Annotated in this window: 20 protein-coding genes; 10 read left to right on the top strand and 10 right to left on the bottom strand. The window is 32.2% G+C overall.

The window, feature by feature from the left end:
• Positions 1–56: 56 nt before the first annotated feature.
• Positions 57–2,225 (top strand): endonuclease MutS2, encoded by a 2,169-nt coding sequence (locus DZ65_RS0107240; protein WP_024791457.1) that lies wholly within the window; start codon positions 57–59, stop codon positions 2,223–2,225.
• A gap of 20 nt (positions 2,226–2,245) precedes the next feature.
• On the opposite strand, the gene queA is transcribed toward DZ65_RS0107240, so the two are convergent.
• Genes queA through gatC form a run of 3 tightly spaced genes read right to left on the bottom strand, consistent with a single transcriptional unit; the run spans position 2,246 to position 4,622 of the window.
• Complete coding sequence (queA, locus tag DZ65_RS0107235) at positions 2,246–3,265, bottom strand: tRNA preQ1(34) S-adenosylmethionine ribosyltransferase-isomerase QueA (protein ID WP_024791456.1); 1,020 nt, start codon at positions 3,263–3,265, stop codon at positions 2,246–2,248.
• Positions 3,265–4,332, bottom strand: a complete 1,068-nt coding sequence (locus DZ65_RS0107230; protein ID WP_024791455.1) for a type IV pilus twitching motility protein PilT — start codon at positions 4,330–4,332, stop codon at positions 3,265–3,267. The genes queA and DZ65_RS0107230 overlap by 1 nt, the downstream gene beginning before the upstream one ends.
• A gap of 8 nt (positions 4,333–4,340) precedes the next feature.
• The gene (gene gatC, locus DZ65_RS0107225; protein ID WP_024791454.1) at positions 4,341–4,622 is read right to left on the bottom strand and encodes an Asp-tRNA(Asn)/Glu-tRNA(Gln) amidotransferase subunit GatC; all 282 of its coding nucleotides are present in this window, start codon (positions 4,620–4,622) and stop codon (positions 4,341–4,343) included.
• A gap of 46 nt (positions 4,623–4,668) precedes the next feature.
• Here gatC and hemL point away from each other — a divergent pair, with 46 nt between their 5' ends.
• A complete protein-coding gene (gene hemL / locus DZ65_RS0107220) occupies positions 4,669–5,931 on the top strand; it encodes a glutamate-1-semialdehyde 2,1-aminomutase (RefSeq protein ID WP_024791453.1) in 1,263 nt (420 codons plus the stop codon).
• Positions 5,931–6,245, top strand: coding sequence for an AtpZ/AtpI family protein (locus DZ65_RS0107215; protein WP_024791452.1), 315 nt, complete (start codon positions 5,931–5,933; stop codon positions 6,243–6,245). Before hemL ends, DZ65_RS0107215 begins: the two co-directional genes overlap by 1 nt.
• On the opposite strand, the gene DZ65_RS0107210 is transcribed toward DZ65_RS0107215, so the two are convergent.
• Genes DZ65_RS0107210 through DZ65_RS0107200 form a run of 3 tightly spaced genes read right to left on the bottom strand, consistent with a single transcriptional unit; the run spans position 6,246 to position 9,663 of the window.
• A complete protein-coding gene (locus DZ65_RS0107210) occupies positions 6,246–7,493 on the bottom strand; it encodes a type II secretion system F family protein (protein ID WP_024791451.1) in 1,248 nt (415 codons plus the stop codon).
• A complete protein-coding gene (locus DZ65_RS0107205) occupies positions 7,490–9,142 on the bottom strand; it encodes a GspE/PulE family protein (RefSeq protein ID WP_024791450.1) in 1,653 nt (550 codons plus the stop codon). The genes DZ65_RS0107210 and DZ65_RS0107205 overlap by 4 nt, the downstream gene beginning before the upstream one ends.
• On the bottom strand, positions 9,136–9,663 hold the full coding sequence (locus DZ65_RS0107200) for a hypothetical protein (protein ID WP_024791449.1): 528 nt from the start codon (positions 9,661–9,663) through the stop codon (positions 9,136–9,138). Before DZ65_RS0107200 ends, DZ65_RS0107205 begins: the two co-directional genes overlap by 7 nt.
• A gap of 70 nt (positions 9,664–9,733) precedes the next feature.
• Between DZ65_RS0107200 and ilvC the strand changes: the two genes are divergently transcribed.
• Genes ilvC through ruvX form a run of 7 tightly spaced genes read left to right on the top strand, consistent with a single transcriptional unit; the run spans position 9,734 to position 14,483 of the window.
• Positions 9,734–10,753 carry a ketol-acid reductoisomerase gene (ilvC, locus tag DZ65_RS0107195; protein WP_024791448.1) on the top strand — a complete coding sequence of 340 codons (1,020 nt, stop codon included), beginning with the start codon at positions 9,734–9,736 and terminating at the stop codon, positions 10,751–10,753.
• Between the two features lie 24 nt (positions 10,754–10,777).
• Complete coding sequence (gene minD / locus DZ65_RS0107190; protein ID WP_024791447.1) at positions 10,778–11,587, top strand: septum site-determining protein MinD; 810 nt, start codon at positions 10,778–10,780, stop codon at positions 11,585–11,587.
• Positions 11,584–11,817 carry a cell division topological specificity factor MinE gene (gene minE, locus DZ65_RS0107185; protein ID WP_024791446.1) on the top strand — a complete coding sequence of 78 codons (234 nt, stop codon included), beginning with the start codon at positions 11,584–11,586 and terminating at the stop codon, positions 11,815–11,817. Before minD ends, minE begins: the two co-directional genes overlap by 4 nt.
• The gene (locus tag DZ65_RS0107180; protein ID WP_024791445.1) at positions 11,814–12,797 is read left to right on the top strand and encodes a divergent polysaccharide deacetylase family protein; all 984 of its coding nucleotides are present in this window, start codon (positions 11,814–11,816) and stop codon (positions 12,795–12,797) included. The genes minE and DZ65_RS0107180 overlap by 4 nt, the downstream gene beginning before the upstream one ends.
• Positions 12,798–12,828: 31 nt before the next feature.
• Positions 12,829–13,590: a DNA-processing protein DprA gene (locus DZ65_RS0107175; protein WP_024791444.1), complete on the top strand. Its 762-nt coding sequence runs from the start codon at positions 12,829–12,831 to the stop codon at positions 13,588–13,590.
• Positions 13,591–13,596: 6 nt separating this feature from the next.
• On the top strand, positions 13,597–14,103 hold the full coding sequence (locus DZ65_RS0107170; RefSeq protein ID WP_024791443.1) for a DNA-deoxyinosine glycosylase: 507 nt from the start codon (positions 13,597–13,599) through the stop codon (positions 14,101–14,103).
• Positions 14,082–14,483, top strand: a complete 402-nt coding sequence (gene ruvX / locus DZ65_RS0107165; RefSeq protein ID WP_024791442.1) for a Holliday junction resolvase RuvX — start codon at positions 14,082–14,084, stop codon at positions 14,481–14,483. The genes DZ65_RS0107170 and ruvX overlap by 22 nt, the downstream gene beginning before the upstream one ends.
• A 4-nt stretch (positions 14,484–14,487) precedes the next feature.
• Here ruvX and DZ65_RS0107160 read toward each other — a convergent pair whose 3' ends face one another.
• From DZ65_RS0107160 to DZ65_RS0107140, 4 genes are all read right to left on the bottom strand, one after another.
• Complete coding sequence (locus tag DZ65_RS0107160; protein ID WP_024791441.1) at positions 14,488–15,288, bottom strand: ketopantoate reductase family protein; 801 nt, start codon at positions 15,286–15,288, stop codon at positions 14,488–14,490.
• 125 nt (positions 15,289–15,413) lie between these two features.
• A complete protein-coding gene (trmA, locus tag DZ65_RS0107150; RefSeq protein WP_024791440.1) occupies positions 15,414–16,514 on the bottom strand; it encodes a tRNA (uridine(54)-C5)-methyltransferase TrmA in 1,101 nt (366 codons plus the stop codon).
• A 104-nt stretch (positions 16,515–16,618) separates the two neighbouring features.
• Positions 16,619–17,347: a flagellar type III secretion system pore protein FliP gene (gene fliP / locus DZ65_RS0107145; protein ID WP_024787956.1), complete on the bottom strand. Its 729-nt coding sequence runs from the start codon at positions 17,345–17,347 to the stop codon at positions 16,619–16,621.
• Complete coding sequence (locus tag DZ65_RS0107140) at positions 17,344–18,120, bottom strand: OmpA family protein (protein WP_024787955.1); 777 nt, start codon at positions 18,118–18,120, stop codon at positions 17,344–17,346. The genes fliP and DZ65_RS0107140 overlap by 4 nt, the downstream gene beginning before the upstream one ends.
• Positions 18,121–18,126 lie beyond the last annotated feature (6 nt).

Genomic DNA, 18,126 nt, shown 5'->3' with positions numbered 1-18,126 from the left:
ACAATTAAGAATATTAGCAATAACTAAATGGAAATAAAAGAAAGGATAAAAACTAAATGGTAAAAAAGCTCGATTTAAGTGATTATATAAACAGACTCTATTCACTTTTTGCAAGAGAAAAAGATTTTAAACTAAACGGCGATATTAATGTATTTTATAAATATCTTAAAAAACTCGAAAACAAAGATTTCAAAAGCCCGCCTGAGGTTAAAAATCTGGATAAAGAGCTTATTCATTTAAAAAAATACGGGGATTTAAGTCATTCTCAAATTTTCGAATTTGTAAAAATTATCAATTATTTTGACTATTTAAAATCAAGAAGCTGGGAAGACTTAAGTGAGTGGTTCGATAAAATTGAAATTCCCTCTGAAATAAAAAAATTAATTCTTCATTATAATAAAAAAGGCGAAGTAATCGGATTTATAGAACTTGACGAAATAAATGAAAAAATAAAAGAAATAAAAGCCCTGATACGTCAGGAACTTTACAAATATATAAATTCAAAAAAACTTGAGCCTTTTTTGGTAGATAAACAGATACATCTGCAAGGAGATGAAGAAACACTTCTTCTAAGAGGCGGGTTTAACAAAATAATCGATGCGGAAATTCTTGGCAGAAGCCAAAGCGGATTTTTTTACATTTTTCCAAGAAGTATTTCTAAACTAAAAAAAAGAATAGATGATTTACTGTCTTTAAAAGAAGAATTTTTGGAAAAAAAATCAAGGGAATTTAGCAGTATTTTTAGAAAATGGGTCAAATTTCTAAGTTTTATTAATTCTGAGTTTGACAAATTCGACCATTTGCAGGCAAGAATATTTTTGGCAAAAAATGAAAATCTGGAATTTATACTGCCTAAAAAAAGCAAAAAATTTTGTTTAAGGGATTTTTGCCATCCGGCCTTAAGTGATTGCAAACCGGTAAACGTGCAATGGGATAAGCAGGTATTGATTATCACTGGGGTTAACGCCGGCGGTAAAACAATGCTTCTAAAATCAATCCTCAGCTCCGCTTTTATGGCAAAACACCTTCTTCCGATGAAAACAAGGGAAACCTCAATTATTCCCGCATTTAAAGACATAAAATCAATTATACAAGACCCCCAAAATGTAAAAAACGATATTTCTACATTTGCGGGGAGAATAAAAGAATTTAAAGAAGTTTTTGGAAAAGAAGATTATTTAATAGGAGTGGATGAAATTGAACTAGGGACGGATGCCAACGAAGCAGCAACACTGTTTAAAGTAATTATTGAAGAAATTATGAAAAAAAACAGGATTGTAATTACAACACATCATAAAAGACTCGCCTCTTTACTTGCAAAACACGAAGATGTGGAATTATTAGCCGCCGTTTATGATGAAAAACAGCAAAAGCCCACATATGAATTTATAAAAGGAACTATCGGGAGAAGCTTTGCGTTTGAAACGGCAAAGAGATACGGAATTCCTTTAAATATAATAAATAAAGCCAAACAGGAATATTCCGAAGATTTGGAAAAACTTGACATATTGATAGAAAAGGCCGCAAATGCCCAATATGAATACAATAAAAAACTGAACGAATTAAATAAAGAAATTGAAAACACAAAAGAATTAAAAGAATCCCTTATTTTGCAAAAAAAAGAATTTAACGAATCGTTAACAAAAGAAAAAAACAGACTTCTAAAAGAATTCAACAACGCAATAAAAGCGGCGAAAGAAGCCATAAAGGCAAAATCTACAGGCGATGCCCACAGAAAATTAAACGAGGCAAATCAAATATATAAAAAAATAAAAATCAAAAAAGAAGAAATTAATAAAGAATTTAAAGCGGGGGAGAGTGTAAAATTCAAAAGTTCAGTGGGTGAAATATTGGAAATAAAAGGCAAAAACGCACTTGTAAATATTGAAAGCAAAAAACTTCTGATTCCCAAAAATCAGCTGGAATATTATAAAGCACCTATAAAAAAAGAAAAAATTAAAATTTCAAAGCCAAAAGCTGCTAAGGCCGATATAAAACTTGATTTACATGGCTTGAGAATGGAAGAAGCAATTGAAAAAACAGAAGAATTTTTAAACAATGCCGCGCTTGCCGAGCTTGAAGAAGTATGGATTTATCACGGTATGGGAAAAGGAATATTGGCAAAGGGAATAACCGAACTTCTTAAAAATCATCCTCTGGTAAAAAGTTTTACAGACGCACCGCCTCATATGGGAGGATACGGAGCAAAAATAGTTAAATTGTAATTGAGTTTAATTAATTTCACTTATATAATAAGCATTGCATCACCGTAGCTGTAAAACCTGTATTTTTTTTCTATTGCCTCTTTGTAAATTTCAAGAGTTTTAATTCTGCCTATAAAACTTGCCACAAGCATTATAAGCGTTGATTTTGGAAGATGAAAATTTGTAAGCAGATGATTGACCCTTATGGGAGGATTTTGGGGATGCAAAAACAAATCGCATTCTCCGCTTAATTTTTTTTCTCTTGCATAATATTCCACCGTTCTTGTCACGGTTGTTCCGACTGCCACTATTTCTTTATTTGAATCTAAAATTTTAGCTGTGCTTTCAGGAATTTCATAGAATTCGCTGTGCATTTTGTGCTCTCTTATATCTCTAACTTCAACAGGTTTAAATGTTCCGGCCCCTACGTGAAGCGTTAAAAAATATTTTTCTTTTATTTTTTTTAATAATTCATCCGTAAAATGAAGTGAAGCGGTAGGCGCTGCAACAGCCCCTTCTTTTTTGGCAAAAATACTCTGGTATTCCAATTCATCAATTTGTTCATCTTCCCTTTTAATATACGGAGGCAATGGAACATGCCCTATTTTTTCTAAAATATTTACAAGCTCTAAGAAATCCAAAGCTTTACACTTTTCACTTTCAACTTTTAACTTAAAACTAACTATTCTGCTTCCGTCTTCTAAAAGCTCTTTTACCTCAGCCATAAGCCCATTATCAAAATAAAGTTTGCTGCCTGTTTTTACTTTTCCTCTGATATAAACCAGATAACCGTTTTTATAAGGCCTGTTTAAAAGTAATTCTATTTTTCCTCCGCTCTCTTTTTTTCCAAAGATTCTTGCTTTTATTACTTTTGTATTATTAAAAATAAAAGTACTCTCACCCGTAAAATCTAAAATATTTCTAAAAACCGTATGAATTATTTTATCTTTTTTTCTATCGTAGACTAAAAGTTTGGCTAAATCCCTGGGATTTGCAGGATATTTCGCAATTAAATCCTCAGGCAATTTATAATCATAAGAAGAGACTAAAAAATTTTCCATTAAACACCTATTAATTTTCTGAGCTCTTCCGGTTTGGTCGAATAAGCCATGGCTGTATCTTTATCGATTATATGTCTCATTACAAGTTCTGCCAACACCTGATTCATTGTCTGCATTCCTGTTACACCCTGGTTAAGCTGCATTTGTGAATATATCTGGGCAATTTTATTTTCCCTGATTAAGTTTGCGATTGCTGGATTATTAATCATTATTTCATGAGCCGCAATTCTTCCCCCACCTATTTTTGGTAAAAGAGACTGAGAAATAACCGCTAAAATAGCCATTGAAAGCTGGGTTCTTATCTGGTCCTGTTCTTCTGCAGGGAATACATTCACAATTCTGTTTATAGTCTGACTTGCCGAATTTGTATGAAGCGTTGCAAAAACCAAATGCCCTGTTTCTGCCGCTGTAATTGCGGCGCCTATTGTCTCTCTGTCTCTCATCTCACCAATTAATATAACATCCGGATCTTCCCTAAGAGATGCCCTTAAAGCCCTGAGAAACGATTTTGTATCCCTGTTTATTTCTCTTTGGGATATTAGACATTTGTTATGCTGATGCACAAATTCTATCGGATCTTCAATGGTAATAATATGTTTTCTGAAATTATCATTTATTTCTTTTATCATAGCGGCAAGAGTGGTTGATTTACCGCTTCCGGTAGGCCCTGTTACCAACACAAGACCTTTTTCATGCCTTACTAATTTTTTAAATACTCCCGGGGCGCGTAATTCATCCAGACTAAAAGGCCTCTCAGGAATAATCCTGAATGCGCCTGCCAAATTTTCTCTTTCGAAATAATAATTGGCCCTGAATCTTGAAACTTTCGGTACCTCAAAAGAAAAATCAAGTTCAAGTTCATCTTCAAGTTTTGCTTTTTGTTTTTCTGATAAAACGGAATAACAAAGATCCGCAACATCTTCTTTTGTAAGTTTTGGAAGATTCAAAGGGGTTAATTTTCCGTCAATTCTCAGCGTCGGTTCTGCATTGACATTTAAATGCAAATCACTTGCATTGTAATCTTTAATACTTTTTAAAAGCTGTTCTAATGTAAAATTAAGTGCCATTATTTTTCCTATTCGATTATTTTAGGAACTATAAAATAATCATCTTTTGATTTTGGTGCATGTGAAAGAACATCTTTGATAACATCACTTTGTTTAACCTCGTCTTCTCTTAAAGGTGTAGGATTGTTTAATGTTGAAAAAGTAGCTTCTATTTCATTTGTATCTATTTCATGTAGCATTTCAACAAATTCCACTATTTCCGCCAAATTCTCAGCCATTTTTTCTTTATCGGCTATCTCAAGCATAGAAAGATTTTCCAATTTTTCAACAAGTTTTGCATCGATTTTCATTGTATTCCCTTTTTAGTATAATTGTAACAAAAAAAAGGTAAAAAAAATGAATCTATTTCAAGAAGCACAAAAATATATCGTTGGAGGAGTAAATTCACCTGTTAGGGCATTTAAAAGTGTCGGAGGGGAACCTCCTTTTATTGAAAAAGGGAAAGGGGCATATATATATGATACAAAAGGCAGAAAATATCTGGATTTTATACAAAGCTGGGGTCCACTTATTTTCGGACACTGTGACAAGGAAATAGAAAATGCAATTATAAAAGCCGTAAAAAAAGGAACAAGTTTCGGAGCCCCTACAAAAGTTGAAATAGATTTGGCAAAAGAAGTGTTGGAACTATTTCCGCATTTGGATTTAATAAGATTCGTAAGCTCAGGCACAGAAGCCACAATGAGCGCCATAAGACTGGCAAGGGGTGTAAGCGGAAAAGACGATATTATAAAATTTGAAGGGTGTTACCACGGACACAGCGATTCACTGTTGGTCAGTGCCGGCAGCGGCGCCGCTACATTCGGGACACCAAGTTCTCCCGGTGTTCCGGGAGATTTTACAAAACATACACTTCTTGCAAAATATAATGATATTGAAAGTGTTAAAAAATGTTTTCAAAACGGTGATGTGGGATGTGTAATAATAGAACCGATTGCCGGAAATATGAGTTTGGTACCTGCCAAAGCCGATTTTTTAGGTGAACTCAGGGAAATTTGCAACCATTATGGGGCAATTCTGATTTTTGATGAGGTAATGAGCGGATTCAGGGCGTCTCTTAGAGGAAGTTTTGATATATACGGTATTGAAGCGGACATTGTAACATTCGGTAAAGTAATAGGAGGCGGAATGCCTGTTGGCGCATTTGCGGGAAAAAAAGAAATTATGGAAAAATTATCTCCAATCGGTCCTGTTTATCAGGCGGGAACACTCTCCGGTAATCCTGTGGCCATGAGTGCCGGCCTTGCACAAATTAAAAAACTAAAAGAAAATCCGGAAATCTATAAGATTCTTGAAAAAAAAGCAAAAAATCTAATGCAGGGATTTGCCAAAATTTCAGAAGAAAACAGAATTGAATTTAATTATAATGTAATGGGCAGTATGTTTGGATTCTTCTTTAATTCTAAAAATCCAAAAAATTTTGATGAGGTAAATGAGAGTGATACAAAAAGATACGCATTATTTCATAATAAAATGTTAAAAAACGGTTTTTATTTTGCACCAAGCGCATATGAAACAGGCTTTATCTGTACCCCTATGAATGATGAAGATATACAAAACACAATAAAAACTTACAAACAAATTGCAAAAGAAATTTAATGCAAAAAAAAGGAAATCTGGGAAAAACCGTAAGAGGTGCCGAAAAGCTTTCTTTGGGCATTTCTATAGTTGTTGCGGTATTAATGGGGGTTGGGATGGGATTATGGCTTAAAAACACTTTCCATCAAATATGGCTATTGTGGCTTGGTGTTTTTTGGGGAATTGCAGCTGCAATTTTAAATATAAAAAAAGAATATGACAAATTAAAAAAAGAATGGGATAAAATAAAAAACGACCCGAGATATAAAAATTACAAAATAAATAAAAAAGAAGATGAAGACGAGGATGATTATTTGGAAAATTTTAAAAAATAATTACATTGCATTTTTTGCCGCACTTGCCAAATCCCACATAGGCAAAAATATACCAAGGGCCAAGAGTAGCACCAAAGCCCCTATTACAGACAACATAATAGGTTCTATTGCAGCCTGCATATTGTCGATAATATCCTGGAATTTATCCGCATAGTATTTTGCGGCGCTTTCAAGCATATTGTCTAATTCTCCGGATTGTTCCCCGGCACTTATCATCCTAAGGGCTACATAATTTACAAAATTGGTTTCACTTACCATTTCGGCAAAGCTTCTTCCCTGATTAACGCCTTTAATAATCTCTCTTAGTTTTTCTTTTATAATTTCGTTTTCAACAATACCTTCTGTGATTTTCAACGCATCCACCAAAGGAATACCACTTTTGATTAAAGACGACAAAGTATTAAGAACCCTTGTTAAAGTTGCATATTCAATAACATCTTTTATCAGATACATTTTTAATAAAAATTTATCGACATAATATTTAAATTTATAAGATGTTTTATAAAAAAATGAAATCAAAACCAGAATTAAGATAAATACAAACAACACATAAAGACCGTAATTTGATAAAACATGCTCCGCCCAAAGCAATATTCTGGTAGGCAAAGGGAGTTTTGCGTGGAGCATGGAAAAAACAGCCTTAAATTTCGGAACTACAACCAAAACCAAAAAAGTAAATGCTGCAGCAATGGCAAAAAGAACAATTACAGGATAACGAAGGGCCCTTATCATTTTTCTTCTGTTTTCATACATATTTTCATAAATTCCCGCTAAAGATTCAAGAGCTGCCACCAAATCCCCCGTCTGTTCACCAAGTCTTATCATGGCGACGGAAATTCCCCCTACATAATTTTCATATTTTTCAAATACTTCGGATAAACTTTTACCGCTGTCTATAGCTTCTGCCGCCTTTGCAAAAATTTCAGAAATCAACGAATCTTTTGTATGAGAAGATATATCTTCAAGGGCATCTTTAAGGGAAATCCCCGCTTTTATCAATACAGAAAGTTGTTTTATAGAGCCTATATAGGCCGGATAATTTAATTTTCTTCTTAAAATTTTATTTAAAACAATATCTTTAAAGATTTTAATTTTTTCATTAAAAGGCATAGGAATTTCATTTATATCTATTAAAAGGCCCTTATGCAGTTTTTTTGCTTCAATTATCGCTTCTGCCCTATTTAACGCTTTAAATACCAAATTTTCTTTTTCACCCTTATAAATGAATGTTGCTTTAAAATATTTCATAATTTTGCTACCTTATAAATATCTTCTAATGTAGTAATTCCTTTTAACGCTTTAATCAGTCCGTCATAAAACATACTCTGATAACCTTTGCTTCTTAAATAATTCAGTATATCTATTTTTTCTTTTTCCCTGCTTATCATACTTTCCATCTTTTCATCATTTAAAAATATTTCACTTATCATTGTTCTGCCCCCGTATCCGGTAAAATTACAATGTTCACAGCCGATACCTTTATAAAAGACCGCATCTTTAGGTATTATTGTTTTAATAGGATCCAAATAAATATCTTCAGGTTTATGTTTTGTTTTACAGTATGGACATATCGTTTTTACAAGCCTTTGGGCCTCAGCTCCGATTAAAGAAGCTGCAACCATAAAAGCATCCGCACCCATATCTATCATTCTTTGGATTGAGCTGACGGCATCATTTGTATGAAGGGTCGAAAGAACCAAATGGCCCGTCAAAGCGGCTTTGATTGCGATTTCAAGTGTTTCTAAATCCCTGATTTCCCCAATCATTATAATATCCGGGTCTTGTCTTAATATACTTCTTAGGGCGTTTGTAAAAGTCATATCAACTTTTGGATTCACCTGAACCTGTTGTATCCCGTGTAATTTATATTCTACCGGGTCTTCAACAGTAATAACTTTTCTGTTTACTTTTGCTATTTCATGCAAAGCAGCATACAAAGTTGTTGTTTTCCCACTTCCAGTAGGCCCGGTTACGAGAAAAATACCGTTAGGCTGAGAAAGGGCTTTTTTAAAAATTTCAAGATTTTTTGATGTAATTCCTATTTCATCTATTTTTTTAAGAATACTCCTTTTATCAAGAATTCTTATAACGATACTTTCTCCCCAAATTGTGGGAAGGGTAGAAACCCTAAAATCAAATTTATTTTTGCCTAATTCCATGGAAAAAGAACCGTCCTGCGGCTTCCTTTTTTCGCTGACATCCATATTGGCAAGAATTTTAATTCTTGAATCAAGGGCGTTAAAAATATCCATATCAAAATCCAGCACTTCATATAAATCCCCAAGCACCCTGATTCTCACAACCCCTCCGTCTTCTTCCGCCTCAATATGAATATCACTTGCTTTTTTTTCAATGGAGGAGACAACAAGATATTTAATAAGTCTCATAACCGCAGATTCTTCCCCGGTTACCTCGGCTCCTTTTAATTCTTTTTTTATATCTTTTATAATCTCTTTTACTTTTTCTTTACTTTCAAGTAATTTAAGAACTTTTAAAATATCTTCTTTTAACCCCAATATAAATTCAACTTCTTTTTGAGGATAAAATCTTTTTAAAATTGCCTGTGCGTTCCAGTCAAGCGGATCGGCAACGGCTATTTTTACTTTATTGTATTTCTCTTCCACAGGAACGGCCAGTGTCTGCTTTAAAATGTTGACAGGAATATGAATGTCTTTTAATCTTATGGAACTTAAATCGGAAATATAACCTATTGAATATTTGGAAGAGAGATATTTTAAATATACTTCTTTTGTAATATACCCGTTTTTAAATAAAAGTGTTAGCACATCTTCTTTTGGATTTTTTTCTAACAATTCCTGAATCTTATGATACTGTTCTTTGGTTAATTCATTTTCTTTTAGCAAATTATCCAAAAAAATCTTATCTGTAATTACCAAAAAATTTCCTTTTTTATAAGTTTATTGTTTAAATATTCTTTAATTACAATATTGTAATTTTTATTAGGAAAAACAATATATTTTTTATTTTTATCAAAAATTACTATTTTATTTTTTTCTTTTTTTATTTTTTTTATCTGTATATAATTAAACACAATCCCCAATAAATTGTCATTTATAACAGGAAGTTTTATATTATTTAAATTTATATCATTAAAAATGTATTCGAGTATTAATTTTTTCATTAAAAAAAGAGTTGTTATGTAAGTGGCATTTTTTCTTCCGAGAGGTGTTTTTTTTAATACTTTTGCCAAATCAAGAGCAGGCGTTAAATATCTTTTTTTAAGACATGCATAAGCTACAAGTGAGAGTAAATCTTCCCTTTTATTTACATATTTATTGATATAATCCCATCTTTTATCACATATTTTATAATAAAAACCTTTTTTAAAAGCTACATTCAAAGGCATTTCGGCAGAAAACAGAAAAGAAAAAAAAACAGTTAATATTATTTTTTTCAAAAAGGCCCCTTAAGTTAAATTGCTAAATTATAACAAAATATTTGATATAATTCCAAAAAAAGGAGATAAAATGGCATTAAATATTTATTATGATAAAGACTGTGATTTAAGCATTATTCAAAACAAAAAAGTTGCAATGATAGGTTTTGGAAGCCAGGGTCATGCCCATGCACTTAATCTTAGAGATTCCGGGGTTGATGTAACAGTGGGTCTTAGAAAAGGCAGCAAATCATGGGAAAAAGCTAAAAATTACGGATTTGAAGTAAAAGAAGTGGGCGAAGCCGTAAAAGGTGCAGATATAGTAATGATATTATTACCTGATGAAATTCAAAGAACTGTTTATTATAAAGAAATAGAACCTAATTTAAAAGAAGGCGCCGCAATAGCATTCGGACATGGATTTAATATTCATTTCGGAAGAATAATTCCAAGAGCTGATTTAAAAGTAATTATGATAGCCCCTAAAGCCCCGGGGCATACTGTAAGAAGCGAATTTGTAAAAGGCGGGGGAATTCCGGATTTAATTGCTGTATATCAAGGCGGTGAGGAGGCAAAACAGTTAGCCCTCAGTTATGCAAGCGCAATTGGCGGAGGAAGAACCGCAATAATTGAAACAACATTCAAAGATGAAACAGAAACTGACCTGTTTGGTGAACAGGCAGTTTTATGCGGCGGTGTAACATCACTTGTTCAGGCCGGGTTTGACACATTGGTCGAAGCGGGTTACGCACCGGAAATGGCATATTTTGAATGTTTTCATGAATTAAAGCTCATAGTTGATTTGATGTTTGAAGGCGGTCTTGAAAATATGAGATATTCTATTTCAAACACTGCGGAATACGGAGATTATGTAAGCGGGCCAAAAGTAGTTAACGAAGAAAGCAGAAAAGCTATGAAACAGATTTTAAAAGAAATTCAAAACGGTAAATTCGCCAAAGATTTTATACTTGAAGGAATGGCCGGGTATCCAAGAATGACTGCTGAGAGAAATAATATGAAAGTTTCTTTACTTGAGAAAACAGGACAAAAATTAAGAGCTATGATGCCTTGGATTACACAAAACAAAATTGTAGATCCAAATAAAAATTAATCCCTTCTCGGGATAGGAGAAAAAATGGGAAAAGTTATTACTATTACCAGCGGCAAAGGCGGAGTAGGTAAATCAACCACAACCGCCAATATTGCCACGGCTTTGGCCAAAAACGGCAAAAAAATTATTGCAATAGATTTTGATATAGGGCTTAGAAACCTTGATATGATATTGGGCCTTGAAAACAGAATTGTTTATGATGTCGTTGATGTAATGGAAAAAAGATGTAATCTGGCCCAGGCCATAATAAAAGACAAACGTACAAATAATTTGCATTTTCTGCCCGCAAGTCAGACAAAAGACAAAACGGTACTCGATAAAGATAAAGTTGAAAATTTAATCAACGAATTAAAAAAAGATTTTGATTATATATTAATCGATTCACCTGCAGGAATAGAAAGCGGATTCGAACATTCAATTTATCTTGCCGATATGGCCTTAGTGGTTACAACCCCGGAAATTTCTTCTGTCAGGGACGCCGACAGGGTTATAGGCATAATAGATGCAAAAAGCAAAAAAGCCCAACTTGGAGAAGAAGTTGAAAAAAGAATTATAATAAACAGAATCAAACCCGAACTTGTTGAAAAAGGAGAAATGCTTTCAACCGAAGATGTTTTGCATATATTGGCACTTGACTTAATCGGAATAGTTCCGGATGATGAGGAAATTGTACGTTCAACCAACATTGGTGAACCGATTGCACTTAATGAAAATTCATTGGTCGGGGAAGCTTACAGAAGAATTGCAAAAAGAATAGAAAATGAAGAAATTGAATTTTTGGATTTAACCAAAAAAAAAGGTATTTTCTCTAAACTTAAAGGATTATTCAAATGAGTTTTTTTGACCTGTTTAAAAAGAAAAAATCAAAAGATGTTGCAAAAAACAGACTTATGATGATGCTTGCATATGAAAGAGCAAATACAAAAATCAATAATTTAGATGAAATGAAACAGGATTTAATCAACGTTGTAAAAAAATATGTGGATATTAAAGACATCGGCATTAAAACAAATTCAAACCAAAACATTGAAACATTAGAAATTGAGATAATTCTTAAAAAATGAAAAAAAAACGAAAAAATTCAAAAAAAAACAGTTTAAAATATATTGTTTATATACTTTTACTGGCAATTTTTTCTTTAAGCTTTTTTATTGCGGGTGTTTATATAGGAGAAAACACAAATAAAAAATCCCTGCAAAAAACACAAAATGTAATATCCATGCTTGAAAAAAAAATTAAAAATCTTTCAAATCAGCTGAATCAAAATAATAAAAATTTATATAATCTTCCTTCTGAAATAGAAGATTATGAAACAGCTCATAAACATTATAAAAAAACAAAACCCCCTGTACCGGTTACGGTTAAATTAAAGACCAAAAAACCGAAACTTGTAATTATTCTGGACGATGTTTCATTCGGATATCAGGTAAAAGCTATTAAACATCTGCCTTTTGAAGCGACACCTTCGTTTTTTCCACCCACAAAAATCCATCCCAACACCCCTGTTTATGCAAAAGAATTCAAAGATTACATGGTTCATGTACCTATGCAGGCACTTGCGTTTGCACATCCTGAACCGGACACTATAAATACAGACTGGTCTTATTCCCAAATAAAACAAAGAATTGATGAAATAAAAAAATGGTTTCCGAAAGCGGAGTTTATAAACAACCATACAGGAAGCAAATTTACTGCCGATACCACTGAAATGGAAAAACTTTTTAAAGTTTTAAAAGAAGACAATCTGGGATTTGTAGATTCAAGAACAACACCTTATTCAAAGGCAAGAGATGCAGAAAAAATTTATCATATTCCCTTTTTTGAAAGAAATATATTTTTAGATAACAAACCGGATATAAACTATATCCAGAACCAGCTTAAAAAAGCGGTTAAAATAGCCCGAAAAAGAGGATATGCCATTGCCATAGGGCATCCTCATAAAACAACCATTGAAGCTTTAAATGAATCACAGAATATTTTAAAAAATGTTGATGTAATAACAATAAATCAACTTTATGAATTAAAAACAAAAAATGAAAAGTAAGCGGTAAAAAATGGAGAATGGATAATGGAAAATGAGCGAAAATGAACAAATCGAATTAAGCTCATCTGGCAGTTTGAAAAGCAGCCATAATGAAAAATTAAAATTTGATGAATTTGAACTCTTTTATAAAGGTAATACTGATTTATTAAACAGAGATAAAATTGCCATTGTAGGCAGCAGAAAAGCGAGCAAATACACAAAAGAAATCACATATCTTTTGGCAAAAAAACTTTCAAAAAAATTTGTAATAATTTCAGGCGGCGCTTTGGGGGTGGATACCCAGGCCCACAGAGGCTCTTTCCCAAACACTGTTTTTGTTTCACCCTCATCACTTGATATTATTTATCCCAAACAAAATGAAAATTTGATAAAATCCGTTTACAAAAAAGCTCTCGCAATCAGTGAATACGAAAAAAATTACAAACCTTACAAACATACATTTCTTGAAAGAAACAGAATTATTGTAAAACTTTCAAAATTTGTAATAATTACGCAGGCTTCATTAAAAAGCGGCAGCATGAGAAGCTTTGAATGGGCAAAAGAATATAACAAAAAAGTTTATGTTATTCCGCAGAGGATAGGTGAAAGCGCTGGCACCAATTATATTGCAAAAACAAATCAGGCGGAAGTTATTTGGGATATAGATGAATTTTGTAAAAATTTGAGAATCAGTTCTAATGAAAAAATTTTATCCTTAAATGAAGCCCTAAAACTTTACGGCTCAAGAATTTATGAAATGGAGCTAAACTCTGAAGTTGAAATAAAAAATGGAAAAGTATTTTTTAATGGATAATAAATAATGGAAAATGGAAGACTAATTCATCCATTTGAACCAATAATTTTTAAAACAAGTAAAATTTTAATTCTTGGAACTTTTCCGTCAATCAAATCTTTTGAAAACAGTTTTTATTATTCGCATCCCAAAAACCAGTTCTGGAATATATTGGCAATTATTTATAATGATAAAAAACCTGACACCATCCAGGAAAAAATTTCTTTTTTAGAAAAACATAAAACTGCCTTATGGGACAGTGTATGTGAATGCAAAAGAAAAGACGGAAACAGCAGAGATGACAATTTGGAAATCATAAAACCGTGTGATATTGAAAATTTACTTAAAAAATATCCAAATATAAAAAAATTAGCAGTTACTTCAAGAACTGCTGAAAAAGTTATAAAAAAACATTTCAAAAATTCTTCGTTTTCCATTTTACATTCTCCATTGTATCTGCCAAGTCCAAGTCCTTTAAATGCAAGAATGAATTTAGAACAAAAGGTAAAAATATGGAAAAAAGTGTTGCAATAGATGTAGGACTTAAAAGAATAGGTATAGCTTATACCCCTGATAAATCGGTTGTCATCCCATTAAATGCCGTTATAAGAAAAAACAGAAATCAGGCCGCAAGGGAAATTGATAATATTTTAAAAGAGTATAAAGCCGATATTTTAGTGGTGGGAATTCCCAAAACGAATGAAGAGATGCAAAGAAGAATAAAACATTTTGTATCATTAATTAATTTTAACGGAAAAATAGAGTTTGTAGATGAGAGTTTTACAAGCAATTTAGTTGAAGAGGAAATAAAAGGAAAAATAAAATATAAAAGGGATGGAAGAATTGACAGCTTAGCCGCTAAAAAAATACTTGAGAGTTATTTAAATAAATTAAAAACGAAAAGTGAAAAATGAAAAATTATTGTTTTAACTTTTTATAGTATTTATTGATAAAATCACTCTTTTTAGCCAAAAAACCTGTTAAATTATCCACTTCTGTAAGACTACCATTTTCAAAATCAATCTGCATGCTCATTTTCGAATTATACGGAATATTTAGCGCCTGTTTTATCACTCTTTCTTTTTCATCACTTAAATCAATTCCCTCTTCTTTTGCTATTCTTATAACCTCATCTAAAAACTTCTCTACTTCATCTTTTTTGTTTTCCATTATCCAGCCGGTCGGTTTTTGATAAAAACTCTGCAAGCTAGCAAAAGTAGAGATAAACAGATACTTTTTCCAAATATCCTTGTCAATATTATTACTAAATTTAATTTTTAAATCATCGCAGTTTTTAAAAACTTCCCTTAATTTTTCATCATCTTCAAGACATAAATAAAAAAGAGGTGTTTTTTTATGAATAATCCCGTTAACTTTATTTGAAAGTATATAAATACAGGCCTTTTTTAAATTAAAATCTTTAAATTTTTCAAAATGCCCTATTCCGTTTAAAATGGGTACAACAATTGAATTTTTTAAAAATTTTTTGTATTTTTCTATAATTTCATCTAAATGATAGCTTTTTGTTGTAACAAAAACCACATCATAAATTTTAGTCAAATCATCAAATTTTACGCTCTCTTCTTTATCAACATCTTTAATAGTCAATTCTTTAACTTCTCCACTGCTTCCTATAGCACTTACATAATTACCGCATTTTTTCAGTTTATAAGCCAAATACCCCCCAACTCCTCCAGGCCCTATTATTAAAACTTTCATTTTTTTCTCCTTATCTTTTCAGCAATAATAACACCAATAGTTATTCCTAAAAACAATAAAATTAAAAAAATCTCTCCTGCTAAATCGTTAAAACTAATCATTTTCCCCTACTCACCACTCACTTCTCACTGTTCACTTTCTAATATCACTCCGCATTCCATATGATTGGTATATGGGAACTGGTCAAAAAATGCAAAAGCTTTTATTTTTCTTTTTTTAGTCAGAGTTTCTAAATCCCTTTTTAAAGTTTCCGGATTACATGATATATAAATTATATTTTCAAAACTGTTTACAAATTTTCTTGATTTGTCGTCTAGTCCGGCCCTTGGAGGGTCTATAAAAACATTTTTCAAATCGTATTTTGCAAGAAGAGGAGATTTTTCCTCTTTTAGTGAACTAAATTCAGCAGCACTCATAGCAAGAAAAGTAATATTTTTTCTGTTATTAATTTCGGCATTAAAAGTCGCTGCTTCAATACTTTCCTTATTAATTTCAGTGGCGATAACCTTATTAAATTTTTCACTAAGAGGAATTGTAAAATTTCCGTTTCCACAATAAAGTTCAACCAAATCCCCTTTTAAACCGGATGTGTTTTTTAAAACCCACTCAATCATTTTTTTGTTTATATTTCTGTTTGGCTGTGAAAATGTATTTTCAATTATTTTATATTTATATATATTGCCGTTAATATCAAGCTTATCAATCAAATAATTTTTATCAAATATATATTTTCTGCCTTTTTTTCTGACAATAAAATCAATATTTTTAAATTTTTCTTTTAATTTTTTAATATCTTCTGCAATTGCTTGATCCACTTTTCTATGATAAATTAAAGTAACAATAAGTGCGCCTGAAGAATTACTTAAAAAATCTATTTCATAAAGCCTGTTTTTTAAATTTTCACTTTTTTCTATCTCTTTTAGCAAATTAAGCATAACATCATAAATCGCTTTATCCACTATTTTACACTCATCAATCGGGATTACACCCCTTCCCTCCTCTTTTCTTTTCCTCATCGCATAAAAAAGCTCACTCCCTTCATGCCAGATTCTAAATTCAGCCCTAGCCCTGAAATACTCGTCTTTATCATTTATAATTTCAATTTCAGGTATATCAAAATCTTTAAACATCTCTTTTATTTTTTCTTTTTTCATTTCAAGCTGTTTAACATATGGAATTTTCCATAATACACAGCTTCCGCATTTACCAAAACTGCTGCAAGTCATTTATTTCCTTTCATTTTTACTCTATCCTAAATCCTAAATCCTATATCCTATATCCTATATCCTAAATCCTAAATCCTAAATCCTATATTCTATATCCTATATCCTTACTTAAAGCTCTGCACCAGTCCCATTACAACCAAATCCCATCCGTCAACTAAAATAAATATTAAAATTTTAAACGGTAAACTAATCATCACAGGAGGCAGCATCATCATTCCCAGGCTCATTAAAATACTGCTGACCACCATATCAATTACCAAAAAAGGTAAAAAAATTAAAAATCCTATTTCAAAAGCTGTTTTAAGCTCACTTAACATAAAAGCAGGGACTAAAATTGTTAAAGGCACATCGTTAACTGTTTTTGGATTTGGAAGATGTCTTATTCTGTAAAACAGAGCCAAATCTTTTTCACGTGTATTTTTTATCATAAACATTTTAAAAGGTTTGACACTTCTTTCATAAGCCTGTTCATATCCTATTTTTTCCTGCATATACGGTTTTATTCCGTTATTATAAGACTGCTTTGCATACGGCTCCATTATAAAAAACGTTAAAATAAGCGCAAATGAAACCAAAAGTGTCGTTGGAGGCGATTGAGGTGTCCCGAGAGCCTGGCGCAAAAAACCGAGCACCACAATTATTCTTATAAAAGATGTGGTTACAAGTACAATGCTAGGAGCCAGTACCAACAAGGTCATTAAGATGACTATATTTAACGTACTTACAAGCTGTTTAGGATTAGCGGGGGCGCTTAATGACAAATTAACTGTTGGAATATGCACTGCCGCCGCAAAAATCAAAACAGGGAAAAAAATTAATAATATTTTTTTCATTTAGCTTTATCTAATACTGATTTTTGAACTTTGTTTTGAAGTTCTTTTTTCTTCGCAAAAAACCATATTTCAACTCTTCTGTTTTTTGTTCTTCCTTCAGGTGTGTCGTTACTTGCAATCGGATGATATTCGCCGTATGCCGCGGCACTCAGCTGTTTTGGATTGACTCCGTCTTTTATTAAAATTTTAAGAACGCTGAGTGCTCTTGCCGCACTTAACTCCCAGTTATCCGTATAAGGAGACGTTTGAGGTGGAGGGGTGTTATCTGTATATCCTTTTATCTGAATGTCAATATTTTTAGGAAGATATTCTTTTATAATCAGTGATATTCTTTTTAAAAAAAGCAATGCATCTTCATCTGTAATTTCAGCACTTCCCGGTTTAAATGTAATATCGGCGGGAAGCCTTATAAAAAAGCCCTCCTCGCCTTCTTCCAATGTAATTGAAGGGCCTTTTGAACCCGATGTAAACTGTCTGAATTCCTGAATAGCTTTTGAAAGTTTGTTAACAGTTTGGGAAGTTTCCTGTTTTTCTTCAATAGGGGTGGCTATTTGGTTTCTGTTTTTACTAACCTCGGTTTTAGCTCCGCCTTCAAGCACACTAAGTGCACCCGCAAGAGAGCCTATGGCTTCTTGAACCTTTTTGGCGTTCATAGTGGACATTGAAAGAAGCAAAACAAAAAAACATAAAAGTAAACTCATTAAATCCCCGAATGTCGCCAACCATTCAGGTAGACCCTCGGGACATTCGCATTTACACTTTTTTTTAGCCATTCATTT

It is taken from the genome of Lebetimonas sp. JS032, from assembly GCF_000523315.1.
GTDB lineage: Bacteria > Campylobacterota > Campylobacteria > Campylobacterales > Nautiliaceae > Lebetimonas.
The sequence above is the reverse complement of the archived record's forward strand: the minus strand, read 5'-3'. Positions and strand labels throughout refer to the sequence as shown.

Coding starts and splice junctions, on each gene's coding strand:
- queA (WP_024791456.1), bottom strand. CDS start 3,265: ATGGAAAATTTTTTAGTCTCTTCTTATGATTATAAATTGCCTGAGGAT.
- DZ65_RS0107180 (WP_024791445.1), top strand. CDS start 11,814: ATGAAAAAAAAACGAAAAAATTCAAAAAAAAACAGTTTAAAATATATT.
- trmA (WP_024791440.1), bottom strand. CDS start 16,514: ATGACTTGCAGCAGTTTTGGTAAATGCGGAAGCTGTGTATTATGGAAA.
- ruvX (WP_024791442.1), top strand. CDS start 14,082: ATGGAAAAAAGTGTTGCAATAGATGTAGGACTTAAAAGAATAGGTATA.
- DZ65_RS0107175 (WP_024791444.1), top strand. CDS start 12,829: ATGAGCGAAAATGAACAAATCGAATTAAGCTCATCTGGCAGTTTGAAA.
- DZ65_RS0107210 (WP_024791451.1), bottom strand. CDS start 7,493: ATGAAATATTTTAAAGCAACATTCATTTATAAGGGTGAAAAAGAAAAT.
- minE (WP_024791446.1), top strand. CDS start 11,584: ATGAGTTTTTTTGACCTGTTTAAAAAGAAAAAATCAAAAGATGTTGCA.
- DZ65_RS0107140 (WP_024787955.1), bottom strand. CDS start 18,120: ATGGCTAAAAAAAAGTGTAAATGCGAATGTCCCGAGGGTCTACCTGAA.
- ilvC (WP_024791448.1), top strand. CDS start 9,734: ATGGCATTAAATATTTATTATGATAAAGACTGTGATTTAAGCATTATT.
- DZ65_RS0107230 (WP_024791455.1), bottom strand. CDS start 4,332: ATGGCACTTAATTTTACATTAGAACAGCTTTTAAAAAGTATTAAAGAT.
- DZ65_RS0107215 (WP_024791452.1), top strand. CDS start 5,931: ATGCAAAAAAAAGGAAATCTGGGAAAAACCGTAAGAGGTGCCGAAAAG.
- DZ65_RS0107170 (WP_024791443.1), top strand. CDS start 13,597: ATGGAAAATGGAAGACTAATTCATCCATTTGAACCAATAATTTTTAAA.
- DZ65_RS0107160 (WP_024791441.1), bottom strand. CDS start 15,288: ATGAAAGTTTTAATAATAGGGCCTGGAGGAGTTGGGGGGTATTTGGCT.
- fliP (WP_024787956.1), bottom strand. CDS start 17,347: ATGAAAAAAATATTATTAATTTTTTTCCCTGTTTTGATTTTTGCGGCG.
- DZ65_RS0107240 (WP_024791457.1), top strand. CDS start 57: ATGGTAAAAAAGCTCGATTTAAGTGATTATATAAACAGACTCTATTCA.
- hemL (WP_024791453.1), top strand. CDS start 4,669: ATGAATCTATTTCAAGAAGCACAAAAATATATCGTTGGAGGAGTAAAT.
- gatC (WP_024791454.1), bottom strand. CDS start 4,622: ATGAAAATCGATGCAAAACTTGTTGAAAAATTGGAAAATCTTTCTATG.
- minD (WP_024791447.1), top strand. CDS start 10,778: ATGGGAAAAGTTATTACTATTACCAGCGGCAAAGGCGGAGTAGGTAAA.